Origin of the sequence: Helicobacter sp. (genome assembly GCF_022511165.1) — a bacterium.
Classification (GTDB): Bacteria; Campylobacterota; Campylobacteria; order Campylobacterales; family Helicobacteraceae; genus Helicobacter_C.
The window spans coordinates 33,250-48,719 of record NZ_JAFLSB010000006.1 but is presented as its reverse complement, the minus strand read 5'-3'; the positions used below and the strand labels follow the sequence as shown (position 1 = coordinate 48,719).

12 protein-coding genes are annotated in these 15,470 nt (G+C 38.4%); 1 reads left to right on the top strand and 11 read right to left on the bottom strand.

What is annotated here, in order from left to right; all coding sequences use genetic code 11:
* Nucleotides 1-312: 312 nt before the first annotated feature.
* The 6 genes from J1E28_RS01715 to J1E28_RS01690 form a co-directional block, all read right to left on the bottom strand.
* Complete coding sequence (locus J1E28_RS01715; protein ID WP_291026211.1) at nucleotides 313-1,050, bottom strand: hypothetical protein; 738 nt, start codon at nucleotides 1,048-1,050, stop codon at nucleotides 313-315.
* 4 nt (nucleotides 1,051-1,054) lie between these two features.
* Complete coding sequence (locus J1E28_RS01710; RefSeq protein ID WP_291026210.1) at nucleotides 1,055-1,441, bottom strand: hypothetical protein; 387 nt, start codon at nucleotides 1,439-1,441, stop codon at nucleotides 1,055-1,057.
* 442 nt (nucleotides 1,442-1,883) lie between these two features.
* Nucleotides 1,884-3,338, bottom strand: coding sequence for a 2-methylcitrate dehydratase (gene prpD, locus J1E28_RS01705; RefSeq protein WP_291026209.1), 1,455 nt, complete (start codon nucleotides 3,336-3,338; stop codon nucleotides 1,884-1,886).
* Between the two features lie 28 nt (nucleotides 3,339-3,366).
* On the bottom strand, nucleotides 3,367-4,515 hold the full coding sequence (gene prpC / locus J1E28_RS01700) for a 2-methylcitrate synthase (protein WP_291026208.1): 1,149 nt from the start codon (nucleotides 4,513-4,515) through the stop codon (nucleotides 3,367-3,369).
* A gap of 11 nt (nucleotides 4,516-4,526) precedes the next feature.
* Nucleotides 4,527-5,408, bottom strand: a complete 882-nt coding sequence (prpB, locus tag J1E28_RS01695; protein ID WP_291026207.1) for a methylisocitrate lyase — start codon at nucleotides 5,406-5,408, stop codon at nucleotides 4,527-4,529.
* Between the two features lie 61 nt (nucleotides 5,409-5,469).
* Nucleotides 5,470-6,816 (bottom strand): butyryl-CoA:acetate CoA-transferase, encoded by a 1,347-nt coding sequence (locus tag J1E28_RS01690; RefSeq protein ID WP_291026206.1) that lies wholly within the window; start codon nucleotides 6,814-6,816, stop codon nucleotides 5,470-5,472.
* A 281-nt stretch (nucleotides 6,817-7,097) separates the two neighbouring features.
* Here J1E28_RS01690 and J1E28_RS01685 point away from each other — a divergent pair, with 281 nt between their 5' ends.
* Nucleotides 7,098-8,051: a hypothetical protein gene (locus tag J1E28_RS01685; RefSeq protein ID WP_291026205.1), complete on the top strand. Its 954-nt coding sequence runs from the start codon at nucleotides 7,098-7,100 to the stop codon at nucleotides 8,049-8,051.
* Nucleotides 8,052-8,389: 338 nt separating this feature from the next.
* Here J1E28_RS01685 and J1E28_RS01680 read toward each other — a convergent pair whose 3' ends face one another.
* From J1E28_RS01680 to J1E28_RS01660, 5 genes are all read right to left on the bottom strand, one after another.
* The gene (locus J1E28_RS01680) at nucleotides 8,390-11,518 is read right to left on the bottom strand and encodes a multidrug efflux RND transporter permease subunit (protein WP_291026204.1); all 3,129 of its coding nucleotides are present in this window, start codon (nucleotides 11,516-11,518) and stop codon (nucleotides 8,390-8,392) included.
* A 9-nt stretch (nucleotides 11,519-11,527) separates the two neighbouring features.
* Complete coding sequence (locus J1E28_RS01675) at nucleotides 11,528-12,658, bottom strand: efflux RND transporter periplasmic adaptor subunit (protein WP_291026203.1); 1,131 nt, start codon at nucleotides 12,656-12,658, stop codon at nucleotides 11,528-11,530.
* 214 nt (nucleotides 12,659-12,872) lie between these two features.
* Nucleotides 12,873-13,370: an S-ribosylhomocysteine lyase gene (gene luxS / locus J1E28_RS01670; RefSeq protein ID WP_291026202.1), complete on the bottom strand. Its 498-nt coding sequence runs from the start codon at nucleotides 13,368-13,370 to the stop codon at nucleotides 12,873-12,875.
* A gap of 212 nt (nucleotides 13,371-13,582) precedes the next feature.
* Nucleotides 13,583-14,938 (bottom strand): HAMP domain-containing methyl-accepting chemotaxis protein, encoded by a 1,356-nt coding sequence (locus J1E28_RS01665; RefSeq protein ID WP_291026201.1) that lies wholly within the window; start codon nucleotides 14,936-14,938, stop codon nucleotides 13,583-13,585.
* Nucleotides 14,935-15,450: a PAS domain-containing protein gene (locus tag J1E28_RS01660; protein WP_291026200.1), complete on the bottom strand. Its 516-nt coding sequence runs from the start codon at nucleotides 15,448-15,450 to the stop codon at nucleotides 14,935-14,937. Before J1E28_RS01660 ends, J1E28_RS01665 begins: the two co-directional genes overlap by 4 nt.
* Nucleotides 15,451-15,470 lie beyond the last annotated feature (20 nt).

The window sequence follows — 15,470 nt, the reverse complement described above, 5'->3', positions numbered from 1 at the left end:
CACTTAAATCTTGTGCCACACTCTTTTTAGATTCTACTGCGCAAAGCGGGCTAAAAGCTAATCCTAAAGACAAAATTGTAACAAGACTAAGTTTTTTCATAAAAACTCCTTGTAAAGCAAGATATATGTTTCTAGGAAATCATTTATCTCAAGAAACAATTTCATTATATTTATAAAAATTAAAATAAAACTTAAATTTATCATAAATATTAAAATTTTATTTAAAAAAAGTAACATTGTATAAAAATTAACATAAAATAGATTCTACAAAAAAAAAAAAATAATTTTTACTTTTTAGAATCTATATAGATTCTAAAAGCTAAGGAGATGCTCAAGGCTCATAGCGCATTCAAGCATTATTGCATAGTCTTGGCGCGGAGGAAGTATGAGAGGAGTGTAATCATAGATTCTATTATGATAAAAGATAGCATTTAATCGCACAGATATATCACTCTTTTTGATATATGTATTTCCGCGTTTGAAACGCATACCAATGAAACTCTCAAGGCGGAAGCTGCTATCAAAAGTGCTTGATTGAGAGAGGAAGCCCCTCTCTGCACTCTCGCTTACATATTTTCTAAGTATGCTTGGGCTTATACCTGCTCCTACTTCAAGCACTATGGAGCTACTTAACCTTGCGTGATAAGCCATATATGCACCTACAAAAGTGTGATTTGCACTAAAAGTGTGGTTTTCTCCAATATCATATCGCTCTAAGAGTGCCTCAACATAAAGAAAAAGAGGATTCTCTCCGCCAAGCTTTGCACCAATATGGGCGTATGCTGAAAACAAAAGAGAATTATAGTTTTGAATCTTTGAATCTATGGTGGGGGCAAAGCTAGGATACATCTGCCCTATCATCGCACCCCCTGCGAGATAGAATCTCTCCCAATGCCCTCCAATATACAAAGAAAGATATGCACCTGTGTCATAAGTCCTGCTATGATGAATGCCTAAACCTACGCGTATATCCTCGCAATGTGAGCTATAACAAGTATAGGCAAAAGCATTGCTATAAAGAATAAAAGCAAAAAAGAATATTACACGCATATTTTTACAATACCTCAATCATATCTGCACCATAATACCCAACATTTACAACAAATAAACACAAAATGATACCCACAAGAATATAGAGATATTTTTGCTCCTTTTTTCTTTGAATAACTAAAACCAAGATAAAGCAAGTAAAAAGCGCATATATTCCTACACAAAGCGTTATCCACATATTGACACCCAAAGCAGTAAAGACAGAGCTTATGCTTATAGACTCTGCAAAAGAAATCCCCCACAAAACCACAGCTACTATACATATATAGCCCATTAATACTACTAAGAATTCCCATTTACGCATATATTTGAAAGAAAAAATAAGATAATTGACACAAAGCATAATAAGAAAAATGAGCCACATATAAATGTGCTCTAGGGCAAATATCATAACGCTCCTTTTGCATAAAATGATATGATACAAAAACAGATAGCACAAGTTGCAAAAAAACAACTATCGCACTATCTGTTTTTTTAAAATGGAGGCTTACCACTATAAATAGGGTCATTGGTGCTAGGGCATTTAAATAGGATAAAAAACTTAGAAACAATTTCATTATATATACAAAAAATTAAAATAAAACTTAACTTCTTATAAATATTAAAATTTTATTGAGTAAAAGTAACATTGTATAAAAATTAATATAAAGTAAATTTTATAAAGATAAATATTATTTTATAATTAAACTAAGAAGCAAGAAAAAATAAGGGCAATATCAATAAAAGGGATATAAATTATCAGTGAGTTTTGTAGCTCATCTTTAGCTTGAGATTCTTGGAATCTAAGCCTAGCAGCTGCTAGGCTTTATTAAAGCAAGAAGTGAAAATGGCGATTACAAAGCAAATAAATCGCTAAATTCATTAAATGGCGTAGATTCTAAAGCCTTTTGGTCGCTGCAAAGCTTCTCAATCATTGCACATTTTTTAGGGCTAAGTTTAAGAGCAATATTGCGTTTAAACTTGCTCACAAGCACAGGGATTCCTTCATCTCTGCGTCTCTTATGCCCGATAGGATATTCAACCTCCACCTTATCAGTCTTTGAGCCATCTTTAAAGAATACTTGCACCGCATTTGCGATACTTCTCTTATCCGCCTCTAAATACTCTCTTGTATAGCGATCATCAACTTCAACAACCATTTTATCTCTTAAGGCATCAATTCGTGGGTCTTTTGCCACACTATCTTCATAATCCTCTGCACTCAATCGCCCAAACACAAGCGGCACAGCCACCATATATTGGATACAATGATCTCTATCGGCAGGATTTGCAAGCTCGCCTACCTTATTAATAATACGATGTCCAGATTCTTGAGTAGTGATGATGATTTTTTCTATATCATTCAAGCGGTCTTTAACTTTATCGTGGAGTTTGAGAGCTGCTTCAACCGCAGTTTGAGCGTGGAATTCTGCCGGGAAGCTGATTTTGAAAAGCACATTCTCCATTACATAGCTTCCAAAATCTTGTGGAATTGTAAGCTTTTGTCCTTTCATCTTCACATCTTCATACCCCCAAAATTTCGCACTTAACGCACTTGGGTAGCCCATTTCACCACTTAGGGCTTTAAGCGCAAGATTCACTCCTCTACTGCTTGCATCACCTGCTGCCCAACTTTTGCGACTACCTGTGTTTGGAGCGTGGCGATATGTTCTAAGCGCACCACCATCAATAAAAGCGTGGCTCACTGCGTTGCGCACTTCTTCAAAATTACCCCCAAGCATCACACAAGCTACTGCAGTAGAAGCAATGCGCACAAGCAATACATGATCTAAGCCCACTTTATTAAAGCTATTTTCAAGTGCTAAAACACCTTGAATCTCGTGAGCCTTAATCATTCCCTTAAGCACATCTTTCACGAGCAAGGGAGCTTTACCTTCGGCAATATTTTTGCGGCTTAAATAATCAGCCACTGCCCAAATCGCTCCTAAATTATCGCTTGGGTGTCCCCACTCTGCTGCAAGCCAAGTATCATTAAAATCAAGCCAACGCACCATAGCGCCAACATTAAACGCTGCTCTCTCTGGCTCAAGCTGATAGCTTGTCCCGGGAATCTTCGCCCCCAATGGGCGAAATTCTGCACCTTCTACCACTGGTCCCAAAAGCTTTGTGCAAGCGGGGAAATTCAGTGCTAAAAGTCCGCAACCAATCGTATCCATAAGGCAGTAGCGCGCTGTTTCATACGCAAGAGGAGATTTAATATCAAACTCAAGCGCATAACGCGCGATTTTTGTAAGTAACTCATCAAACTCTGGTCGTTTTGTCTCTAAAATACCCATATCGTGGCTCATTGTAACTCCTTAGTAAAAATAAAATATCTTAGCGATTTTGCATTGGCACAAATGCTTTATTGTCTGGTCCTATATATTCTGAACTTGGGCGGATAAGTTTATTATTCGCTCTTTGCTCAAAAATATGTGCTAACCAACCTGAAGTGCGTGAAAAGATGAAAATTGGCGTAAAATAAGGCGTTGGGATTCCCATAAAATGATAAGCAGAGGCACTATAAAAATCCAAATTAGGGAAGAGTTTCTTTTGATCCCACATTACCTTTTCTATCGCTTCACTGATAGGATAAAGCCCCTTTGTATCACCCACATCTTCGCTTAATTTCTTGCTCCATTCTTTAATAACAACATTGCGTGGGTCAGACTTGACATATACACGATGTCCAAAGCCCATAATCTTATCTTTTCTTGCAAGCTTGTCTAAAATCCCTTGCTCTGCTTCTTTGGGTGATTTATACTCTGCGATAAGCTCCATTGCTGCTTCATTCGCACCGCCGTGCAATGGACCTCTAAGCGCACCAATAGCCCCTGTGATACCTGAATACACATCTGACATTGTCGCAGTAATTACACGCGCAGTAAAGGTGCTTGCATTAAATTCGTGTTCAGCATACAAAATAAGACTTACGTGCATTGCTTTAATCCACAAATCTTTTGGTGGCTTTTGGTGGAGTATTTCAAGGAAATATCCGGCAATAGTATCTTGCTTAGAATCTGTGCTAATCTCCTTACCGCTTGTGTGATAATGATGCCAATACGCAAGCACTGAAGGAAAAATACCTAGAAGTCTTACGCCAATCTTTTGTTGCATTGGGAAAGATGCTTTCATTACATCATAAGATTCTGGCTCAAGACAGCCAAGCATAGAACAAGCAGTGCGCATAATATCCATAGGGTGCGCATCTTTAGGCAAAAGCTTCAATGTATCTTTAAGCTTTTGAGGCAAAGCTCTTGCGCCTATAAGTTCTTTTTTAAAAGATTCTAGCTCTGCTTTATTGGGCAATTTTTCTCGCAAAAGCAAATAGGCAACTTCTTCAAACTCGCACTCACGCGCCAAATCATAAATATCATAGCCTCGATAATTTAATCCGTGTCCTGTGCCAACGGTGCAAATAGCAGATTGCCCTGCATTAACGCCTGCAAGTCCTCCAACCTTTGTATTTTTAATAGCTTCTCCCATAAATACCTCCTTTATTTTGATTTATTTTGATTAAAAAGCTTATCTAGCTTTTGCTCATATTCGTGATAACCCAAAGTCTCATACAACTCTGCACGTGTTTGCATAGACTCGATACTCTTTTTCTGTGAACCATTTTGGATAATATCCTCAAATACCCCAAGTGCTGCCTTACACATTGCTCTAGCAGCCGAAAGCGGATAAAGCACCATAGAAATGCCTACGCTTCCTAGCTCATCGCGTGTAAAGTAGGGGGTTTTGCCAAATTCCGTAATATTTGCCAACACAGGGACTTTGATATGCTGTGTGAATTGTTTATATTCCTCGAGCGTATGAATTGCCTCGGCAAATATCATATCTGCACCAGATTCTACATATAAAGCCGCTCTATCAAGTGCTGCTTGTTGTCCCTCACTCGCGTGAGCATCTGTGCGCGCCATCACAACAAAACTTGAATCCAAACGCGCATCTACTGCTGCCTTTACTCTATCGCACATCTCTTGTGGGCTTACTAACTCTTTATTGGGGCGATGTCCGCATCTTTTTTGTGCAACTTGATCTTCAATATGACAGCCTCCCGCGCCACTTCGCGTAAGCTCTCTTATGGTTCGTGCGATATTAAACGCTCCACCCCAGCCTGTATCTGCATCAACAAGCAAAGGCAAATCACTAGCAGCAGTGATTCTACGCACATCAACACATACATCTTCAAGTGAGCTAATCCCTAAATCAGGCACACCCAAACTCATTGCAGCTAATGCACCACCACTTAAATATAATGCCTTTGCTCCACACTTTTGTGCTTGAATCGCACTATAAGCATTAATCACGCCTAGAATCTGCAAGGGCTTATATTGCTCTACTGCCTCTCTTAGTTTTGTTCCTTGTGTTTTCATTTTGCTCCTTTTTGTGAATTTGAGTAGATATTTTAGTCTCATTTCCTCCTTTTATGGTAATTTAAGGGCGAATCTTATTGCTTGCGCGCCAGATTTTCATCTTTTCTGCTTGGGCAATAAGTTCCTCTCTAAAATCAGGGTGTGCTAAAGAAATAATCGCCTCACATTTTTCCCAAGTTGATAAGCCTTTAAGATTTGCCTTACCATATTCTGTTACGAGATAATGCACATTTGCCCTTGTGGCTGTAACAATACTTCCCTCGTGCAAAGTAGGCAAGATTCTGCTTTTTAATGTGCCATCTTTTGCTTTCATTGTTGAACTACAACAAATAAAGCTCTTACCATTTTTTGCCAAATACGCCCCAAGCACGAAATCTAGCTGCCCACCCGCACCACTAATATGTCTTGTGCCTGAAGATTCAGAATTAACCTGCCCAAAAATATCTATATCCACAGCATTATTAATTGATACAAAATTCTCAAGCGCAGCAATCGTGCGTATATCATTTGTATAATCCACAGGTGCGCTCATACATTCAGGGTTATTATCTAAAAAATCATAAAGTTTTTTAGTTCCCATTGCAAAAGAATAGGTTTGTCGCCCTTTATTGATATTTTTTTTGCTTCCATTAATCTTACCCGCTTCGCTCATCTCTACAAACGCATCAACATACACTTCTGTATGCACACCTAAATCTTTCAAATCAGATTGTGCAATAAAAGAACCAACTGCATTTGGCATACCGCCTATGCCAAGCTGTATGCACGCGCCATTGCTAATCTCCTCCACAATAAGCTTTGCCACAGCTTTATCCACATCTGTTGGAGCTGAAGAGCCTACTTCTACAAGGGGCGGATTATCCCCTTCTACAACCATATCTACTTGTGAGATATGCACCTCTGTGCCAAATCCACCCAAACAGCGAGGCATATTTTTATTAACTTCTACAATCACAATATCTGCTGTTTTTACACAAGTATCTAAATGCGATGCACTTGGACCAAAATTAAAATATCCGTGCTTATCCATAGGTGCAACCTGCATCATTGCTACATTTGGTTTTGCCTTTGTCTCTACATAATATCGAGGCAATTCAGAATATCGCATAGGAATATAAAATCCCAAACCTTGCTCAATGAGCTTTCGTCCTATGCCACTTGCGTGCCAAGTATGCCAAGAAGCGTGTTTGCCCCCTGTATCGACTTTGAAAACTTCAGGGACTTGCACTAACACCCCCCCGCGAAGCTTTACATCATCTAATTCTTGTATGCGCTGACTTAGGGCAGCATCAAGTGCCACAGGAGTGGTAACAGCCCAACCATAATCCACCCAATCGCCAGACTTAATCACTTTAACCGCATCAGCTGTGCTTGTGAGCTTTTGCTTATATAACTGATATATATCCATAATGCAACCCTTTCACGCAAATTTTCTTAAAATATAACAAGTCCTAAGCTAGGCTTGGTTTGCTATATTTTAAAGAATAAAACATTCTATACTAGAATATCTTATTTTGTCTTGCACAACTTTTGAGACTTTTCTACAATTTTTACACATAATATTTATTTATGCACAAAAATTGTGCAATTTTGAAGCATCACAGCCAAGAAATGAACCATATAGGCTATTCTTTTTTACAAAAATCTATACAATAAGTAAAGAAAAGCTTTAAATATTTAAGGATAATGATGGCATTAAGTATTTTAGATCGATTGCTTATTATTTATGAACGCTCAAATCTTAGCATCTCGCGTTTTGCACAGATTATTGGCAAAGATAGACGCACACTCACTTCTTGGATTGATAAAAATGTCAATAAAGAGCCATCAAACGAGGTTTTAAGGCTCATATCACAACATTTTCGCTATTCAGAGCGCATTTGGGATAAAGACTGTAGCGATGATGAGTTTTTTTTCTTACTCACACAGATTCCAAAAAGTGAGATAAGAGTCATTGATGAGGGCTATGAAGGGAGTTTAGAATATATTTTAGATAAAGAATCTAAGCGGCGATTTGTAATCCACCCTCGCTTCCCCTCTCCAGCCTATCGTGATAAAATTGTTGCCTTTCCCTACAAGTTTGGGCATTCTCCACGCGCAACACACCTCCGCCAAATGCGCTATGAACTGATGCTCGAACACGGATTTGAGAGTATAGAATGGTATAGTATAGAATCCTTATTGCGCTTTGCATTCTCGCCCATAGGCAATATCTATACAATCAAAGAGCGATTAGCGGTGCTAGAGCTGATGATAGAGAATTTTGAAGATAACTACAATAAAAGCCTCTATCTTTTTGATTCATATAGCACAAAAATTTTTGGCGTGGATATGACCTATCTCTCACTCAATCCCCAAGAGGATTTGATGTTTATTAAACTCCCCATAGATTCAATGATTGTAGAAATTCGAAACAAAATGCTTGTGCATAGAATCCACAAACACTTTACCTCTCGCTTACACGCTCCAAAACATATCCCTAAAGATTTCGCTCCACAGATTCTAAAAATGTGTGCAGAGTGTCTTGGCTCACAAAAAGATATAATGCACTTTTGCACGATTTTGGCAGAAAATACTCCCTATGCACCGCTTTTTATGAGTAGTATCTCAACAGAGTTTCATCATCTGCTTTTTGTGAAATAACCTCATTAGAATCTTTATACCCCTTTGAATAAATTATTAGAGAGTGAAACATACATCACCAAATATGCACTCGTATTTAAGCCTAAAAGAATATAACTTTCTAAAATTTTTAGAATCTAAAAAATACAAGCCTTGAGTTTAGATTTTAGCTTAAACACAGAATCTAAAAAATATTTTTGCATCTTTCTTTATTTATTGCAAAAAGGTTTATCCCCTCTTTAAATATTTTGCCCCCATTATAAAAAAGTAAGATTCTAGATTCTAAAAACTCAAAAAATCTAGAATCTATTATGATTCTTTGACTATCAATACCCCCTGCCAAAGCAGATTTATTAATATTATTGCCGCCTTTTTTTAAGCCACTCTGATAATCGCGCAATATAACTCCAAAAAAGAGGGATAAAAAAGATAGCGATAAATGTTGCTGCTAGCATTCCGCCAATTACCCCTGTGCCAATAGCGTGCCTACTCGCGCTTCCCGCTCCTGTGCTTAGAGCTAAGGGAAGCACCCCGATACTAAAAGCAAGTGAAGTCATAATGATAGGGCGGAATCTTAGCTTTGCTGCACCTATGGCAGATTCTAAGATACTCTTGCCTTCCTTCTCGTGCAAATGTTGGGCGAATTCCACAATCAAAATAGCATTTTTAGCTGATAGAGCAATGAGCATCACTAATCCCACTTGAAAATATACATCTGCACTCAAACCTCTTAATGCTGTTGCTGCACTTGCTCCAAAAACAGCAAAAGGCACAGCACTTATTACTGAAAGAGGCATCAGCCACCGCTCATATTGCGCACATAAAATCAAAAAAACAAAAATAAGCCCGAACACAAAGGCAATTTTTCCTGTGCCACTCGCGCTTTTTTCTTGATAACTTGTGCCACTATAAGCAATAGTATAGCCCTCGGGCAATACCTCTTTGGCTAATTGCTCAATCACTTGCAACGCAACTCCGCTTGAATATCCCTTGCTTTCATCAGGGTTGCCGATAATTTTTGCACTTGTAAAAGAATTGAATCTATCTACAATATCTGCCCCAACTACCCGCTCAAACTTCACAAGTGCGCTTATGGGAATCAAATCGCCATTATGTGATTTCACAAAAATATGGCTTAAATCCTCCGGAGTTTCTCTAAATTCACTCAAAGCCTGCACATTGACTTGATAAGACTTGCCATAGAGATTAAAATCATTTACATAATACTGCCCCAATGTGCTTTGCAAAGTCGTAAAAACATCATCTACATTGACATTCATAGCCTTTGCTCTCTCTCTATCAAGTTCTAAATGATATTGCGGAATATTTGCGCTAAATAGACTCCTCACCCCTGTGAGTTCCTCACGCTTATTAGCTTCTGCTGCAAATAAATTAGCATATTTTTCTAAGTCTTTAATCGTGCCTCCACTTCTATCTTGAATATAAAGCTCAAATCCTCCCACTGTGGAAAGCCCCATAATTGCCGGTGGAGTAGTGCTTAAAACAAAAGCATCAAGACTTGCATTAAGCGCACCCATAGCTTTTTGCGAAAACTCAAGTGCGCTTTCTTTGCGCTCACTCCAATCTTTAAGAGCTGTAAATATTACCGCACCCGAAGTGCGCGCAGCACTTGCTAACATATCAAAACCTGCAATAAGCGTATTTTGCTGTGTGCTTTCTTCTTGCTCCAAAAATGCTAAAGCCTTTTGCCCTTCGGTAATGGTGCGCGATAATGAGGCAGCTGGAGGTAGCTGAATAAAGTTTATCACTATCCCTTTATCCTCACTCGGCACAAGTCCGGTAGGAAGCTTTACAAGTAAGCCCCAAGTAACAATTAAAATACCTCCAAAACATAATAAAAGAGCCGAACCTCTGCGCAAAGCCTTGCCAATTTGCTCACCAAATTTATGTGTAAGCCAATCAAAAACCTCATTAAATCGCTTGACTAAATAAAATGGCTTAGGTTCTTTGGCTTTTAGAATCGATACACATAATGCAGGAGTTAAAGTGAGAGCCACAAAACCTGAAATAATCACTGAAATCACAATAGTAATAGCAAATTGCTGATAAATTGCTCCTGTGAATCCGCCAATAAATGCCACAGGGATAAACACCGAGCATAGCACAAGCACGATAGCAACAACAGGTCCTTGAATCTCACTCATTGCCTTTATAGTCGCTTCTTTAACAGAATATTTTTCGCCCTTTTCATTCCGCTCATTATGGAGGATTCTCTCTACATTTTCAATCACAATAATAGCATCATCAACCACAATCCCGATAGCCAAAATAAGCCCAAAAAGCGAAAGGAGATTGATAGAAAATCCTAGCACATACATACCTGCAAAAGTCCCTATAATAGATACAGGAATGGCAATCACAGGAATAATAGTCGCGCGGAAGTTTTGCAAGAAAAAATACATAATAATAACCACCAAAATAATGGCTTCAATAAAAGTCTTTACAACTTCTTTGATAGAAATTTTCACAAATCTTGTATTGTCATTTGCAATCTTATATCGCATACCATTGGGGAAATTTTTTGATAATTCTTCTATCTCCTTTTCCACCCTATCTGCGACATCAAGCGCATTAGCACCGGGCTGCAATGCGATACCAAAAGCCACAGAGTTTTTGCCATCAAGAAAAGAACTCACACTATAATCTTTTGCGCCTAGCTCAATTTGTGCTATATCTCTTAAGCGCAGTGATGAACCATCTGTATTTGCCCGAATAATGATATTACCAAATTCTTCGGGGCTAATAAATCGCCCCTGCGTAGTGATAGAATAAGTAAAGGCAATATTGCTTCTTATGGGTTCTTTACCAAATGAACCAATCGCAAATTGTGCATTTTGTTCAGAAAGCACTGCAGCCACTTCTGCGGGAGTGAGGTTATTTTGTGAGAGTTTATCGATATCAAGCCACACGCGCATAGAATAATCCCGCTGTGCAAAAACATTCACATCGCCCACACCCGCCACGCGTTTAATTTCATTGACTACATTTAAAATTGCATAATTTGCTATATAAGTAATATCGTGTGCAGGATTATCCGAATATATTGCATACACTTGCAAGAGTGTAGAGGAGCGCTTTCTTACCGTTACCCCCACTCTTTGCACTTCAGTAGGAAGCTGCCTTAAAGCACCCTGCACGCGGTTATTGACATTAACTAATGCCATATCAGCATTAGCATCATTAGGAAAAAACACACTAATAGTCAAACTCCCACTTGAAGTTGATGAAGATTTCATATAGAGCATTCCCTCTACACCATTAATGCTATCTTCTAAGATGCTTGCTACCGTATTTGCTACCACTTCCGCGCTCGCACCGCTATATGTGGTTTGCACCATAATTTCATTAGGCACAACTTGCGGATATTCCTCCACGGGCAAGATATTGATACAAATTGCCCCAACAAGCGTAATTACAACAGAAAGCACCATAGCAAAAATGGGACGTTCAATACAGAATCTTGACATATTGCCTCCCTACTGCTTTGGTGAATCCACTTGAGCTTTTGCTTTACTTACAGATTCAACAGGACTATCATCTCGAATTTTAGAGAGTTGATTAAGGATAAGTTCATCTCCTTCTTGCAAACCACTTGGGATAAGCATTTCTCCATTGGGGAGTTGCTGTCCTAAAACAATACGAGCCATTTTTGCCTTGCCATCTTTTATGACATACACATAGCTTCCTTGTGTATCTTGCAAAAGCGCACTCTCTGGTATAGCGATTGCATTTTGTGCTTCAAAGCCCTTTAGTCGCACACGCACAAACTCATTAGGTAGCAGCTTATACCCATCATTATCCACAATAGCTCGCGCCCTTATGGTTGCTGTCTGCTCATCAAGCACACTATCAACAAAATCAAGCGCACCTATTTTCTCATATACCTTTCCATTGCCAAGTAAAAATTCCACTTGAATGCGAGAATTTTCTAAACCACGCATAAAATAATAATCCACATTGGGGATAGCAAATTCCGCATAAATAGGGCTAAGCTGCGTGATTGTGCCTAATACATCTTGTCCGCTTACCCCCACAAGATTCCCCACATCATAGCTACGCATACCGATTCTGCCACTTATAGTTGCCACAACATCAGTATATCCTAAATCTATATTAGCATCATCAAGTGCAGCTTGTGCGTTTGCGACATTTGCTTGAGCAGAGAGAAAATTAGCACGAGAAGTATCATATTGATCAATAGTATAAACCCCTTGTTTATAGAGCTTTTCTACGCGTTGCCAATCACGATTTGCCTTAATAAAATTTGCCTCTGCAGATTGCCTTTGAGCCTTTGCTTGATTGACTTTTGCTTGATAACGTGAAGGATCAATCTTAAAAAGTAATTGCTCTTCTTGGACAATATCACCCTCTTTGAAATTTTTTGATAAAAGCACACCTTGCACCCTTGCATAGATTTTCACACTTTGGACACTCTTAAAACGTGCCGCATATTCAAAGCTTAAAGGCACATTTTGATGCGTGATTCTTTGCGTTTCTACCTTGAGAGTTGGTCTTTGCTGTCCATCTTGTTGAGAATCCTTGCAGCCCACAAACACACCCAAAATGCAGAATGCAATCACAAAGGACAACGCACTCATTTTTTTCATTCTCTCTCCTTCAACATAACATTTTGATGTACAACCTCATCTTACAAGAAGAAATCATAACAATAGAGGTCAATAAATACAAAAACATAAAAACAAAAAATATGCCAATCCTGCATTTTGCGCGTTTTGCTTTGCTTCCTGCTAAAGCTATAAACTTAAATACCTCACAAAGTCCTAGCTATTACCTACTTCAAAACAAAAAATTCTCTAAAGTTTAGGCAAAGTCTTTTAAAAGCAACTCTTGTGTATTCATCACACCCACGCCCTTATCAAGCACAGCTTGGGCAATTTCTTGAGCTTCTTTAAGAGAGTGCATTTTGGCAGTGCCACATTGATAAATATTGAGTTCGGGGATTTCCTTTTCATCGCGGATACGCAATACATCGCGCATACTCGCTTCCCACGCTTCTTTTACATCATAAGCATCTGGCGCACCTATCACGCTCATATAAAATCCTGTGCGACAGCCCATTGGCGAAATATCAATAATTTCTGTGTGTGTATTATTGAGATGTTCCCGCATAAAGCCGGCAATGAGATGTTCCATTGTGTGAATGCCCTTTTCGCTTAAGATTTCGCAATTTGGACGAGAAAAGCGCAAATCAAATACGCTAATCACATCGCCCTTTGGGGTTTGCATACTTTTTGCTAAACGCACTGCGGGGGCTGGCATACGCGTATGATCAACCTTAAAGCTATCAAGTAATGGCATATAAACTCCTTATATCTTTATATTTGAATAAGTAAGAAGCATATTATACAAATTGATACCTAGTGTTTGTCAAGTATTAAGTAAGAAAGAAAAAAGATTCTTTTTTTGCTGAGTAGCACTTTACACAATAGCGCGATAAACCTCATATGCAAGCATAAGGCATATTTAACCCCTAGAATCTACATTAAAAGATTCTAGAGCAGGGACAAAACTTATACTTTATCCGAATCTTGTTGGGCAACTTTTGCTCTCCATACATTTTTTAACTCATTAATGGCTTTAAAGAGCGTAGTACTTGCATTTTCCATTGTTTTAAAATGGTTTAAAACATCAGGGTGGCACGCATTTTCATTGCAAGATATTGCTTCTGGCACACCAATTTTAGCAGATTCTACCATAGTATTATGAGAATCAATAATAGCTTGCAATTCATTTGTTCCACCATAATTTATTTGCCCTCGTTTTGTAAGCCATTCATCAAAGATTTCAGAAATATGGCTTGCAAGATGCTCATCATTGACTTCCTTAAACACATTTTCATACACATCACTTTTAAAGATAAGATAATCAGTAATCAAAATATTGCCATTTAAAATTGCTGTTACCACTCGCGTAGAGGTATTAATCTGTGCGGAATTAGTGCTAATCTCTTGGAATAAGTTCTCAAATTCGCTCATTGTTTCCCCAAAATCATTCATTTGCTCAAGCATTTTTTGAGAGTTTTCATAAATCTCATTTGTAGCTTGTTGAAAAAGATTGATTTGTGTCCAAATATCTTTTGTAGAGTGCTGGGTCTTTTCTGCAAGCTTTCGCACCTCATCAGCCACGACTGCAAAGCCTCGCCCGTGTTCTCCTGCACGCGCGGCTTCAATAGCAGCATTTAAGGCTAAGAGGTTAGTTTGTTCAGCTACTTCATTGATCATATTAACAATTGAGTTTATCTCCGTAGATTGTGTGCTTAAGTCACCTACGGCTTCATTATTTGCCGATACAAGTGCGCGGGTTTGCTCAAGCGAAGTCATAGAAGTCGCCACATTTTTATAGTTTTCTTCAGAGCGAGTAGCCATTGTGTAAATCTTACTTGACATATCGTTAATGAGCGAAAGAACTTCGTGGAAGCTTGTCTGTATGTCTTTTTGCTGTTGGGGATTTTTATTGATATTTCTTAGGGCGAAGTTAAGCTCCCTGTTTGCATTGAGTCGCTCTATTTCTTGTACCACATTCACATTATCATTGATATGTTTGCCCACCATTTGCAGATTTGGCAAAATACCATCGGTTAAAAATGGTCTGTAACTCCCCATTTCTAGGGATTTGCGAATCACAGTATTATTCTCGCGTATAAATGTCTCTAGGTTATCAAGAAGCCCATTCAAGCCTCGAGCAATCTTATGAAGCTCTGTATTGCCAAGATTTGTGATTCGTGGCTCAAAATTACCCTTTAAAACTTCATCAATAAGATGTTTGATTCTCCTTATCGAATCTTTATCTTGTGCCACCTTTGCCTTAAGAAATATGATATAGCCCAATAACCCAACACATACAATAGCTAAAATGCCTATAATCATTTTTTATCCTCCTTGCTGTGCTCATCTTCTACCTGCAAATGCAAGACAAAACTTTCATAGCTTTGCCCCAAATCTTGAAAATATTGACGAAAAAATGCCAAACCAGATTCTATGCCACCATTATTTTCTGCCTCTTTGATTTTGGCATATAAAGCAGTAGCACTCTCAATTCCCCTTGCATTGGGTTTTCTACGCACAGAGTAATACCCTATAATATTGCCTCTAATATCAAGCGAGGGGGTTACATTTGCAAAAACCCAATAATAATCTCCATTTTTTGCGAGATTCTTCACATATACATTCACTTCCTCTTTATTTGATATTTTTTTCCATAAATACGCAAAGATACTGCGTGGCATATCCGTATGACGCACGATATTATGTGGTTTGCCTAAAAGCTCTTCTTCAGTAAATCCTGAAATATTAATAAACGCCTCATTGCAATAAGTAATTTTTCCTTTTGGATCAGTCTTAGATACCAAAAAACCATTTACGACTTTTTCTCTACTCATTTAAGAACCCCTTTCTTAAA

Excerpts from the sequence above, each read along its gene's own strand:
- prpC (WP_291026208.1), bottom strand. The coding sequence starts at position 4,515 with ATGGGAGAAGCTATTAAAAATACAAAGGTTGGAGGACTTGCAGGCGTT.
- J1E28_RS01680 (WP_291026204.1), bottom strand. The coding sequence starts at position 11,518 with ATGTCAAGATTCTGTATTGAACGTCCCATTTTTGCTATGGTGCTTTCT.
- prpB (WP_291026207.1), bottom strand. The coding sequence starts at position 5,408 with ATGAAAACACAAGGAACAAAACTAAGAGAGGCAGTAGAGCAATATAAG.
- J1E28_RS01675 (WP_291026203.1), bottom strand. The coding sequence starts at position 12,658 with ATGAAAAAAATGAGTGCGTTGTCCTTTGTGATTGCATTCTGCATTTTG.
- J1E28_RS01660 (WP_291026200.1), bottom strand. The coding sequence starts at position 15,450 with ATGAGTAGAGAAAAAGTCGTAAATGGTTTTTTGGTATCTAAGACTGAT.
- luxS (WP_291026202.1), bottom strand. The coding sequence starts at position 13,370 with ATGCCATTACTTGATAGCTTTAAGGTTGATCATACGCGTATGCCAGCC.
- prpD (WP_291026209.1), bottom strand. The coding sequence starts at position 3,338 with ATGAGCCACGATATGGGTATTTTAGAGACAAAACGACCAGAGTTTGAT.
- J1E28_RS01665 (WP_291026201.1), bottom strand. The coding sequence starts at position 14,938 with ATGATTATAGGCATTTTAGCTATTGTATGTGTTGGGTTATTGGGCTAT.
- J1E28_RS01690 (WP_291026206.1), bottom strand. The coding sequence starts at position 6,816 with ATGGATATATATCAGTTATATAAGCAAAAGCTCACAAGCACAGCTGAT.
- J1E28_RS01715 (WP_291026211.1), bottom strand. The coding sequence starts at position 1,050 with ATGCGTGTAATATTCTTTTTTGCTTTTATTCTTTATAGCAATGCTTTT.
- J1E28_RS01685 (WP_291026205.1), top strand. The coding sequence starts at position 7,098 with ATGGCATTAAGTATTTTAGATCGATTGCTTATTATTTATGAACGCTCA.
- J1E28_RS01710 (WP_291026210.1), bottom strand. The coding sequence starts at position 1,441 with ATGATATTTGCCCTAGAGCACATTTATATGTGGCTCATTTTTCTTATT.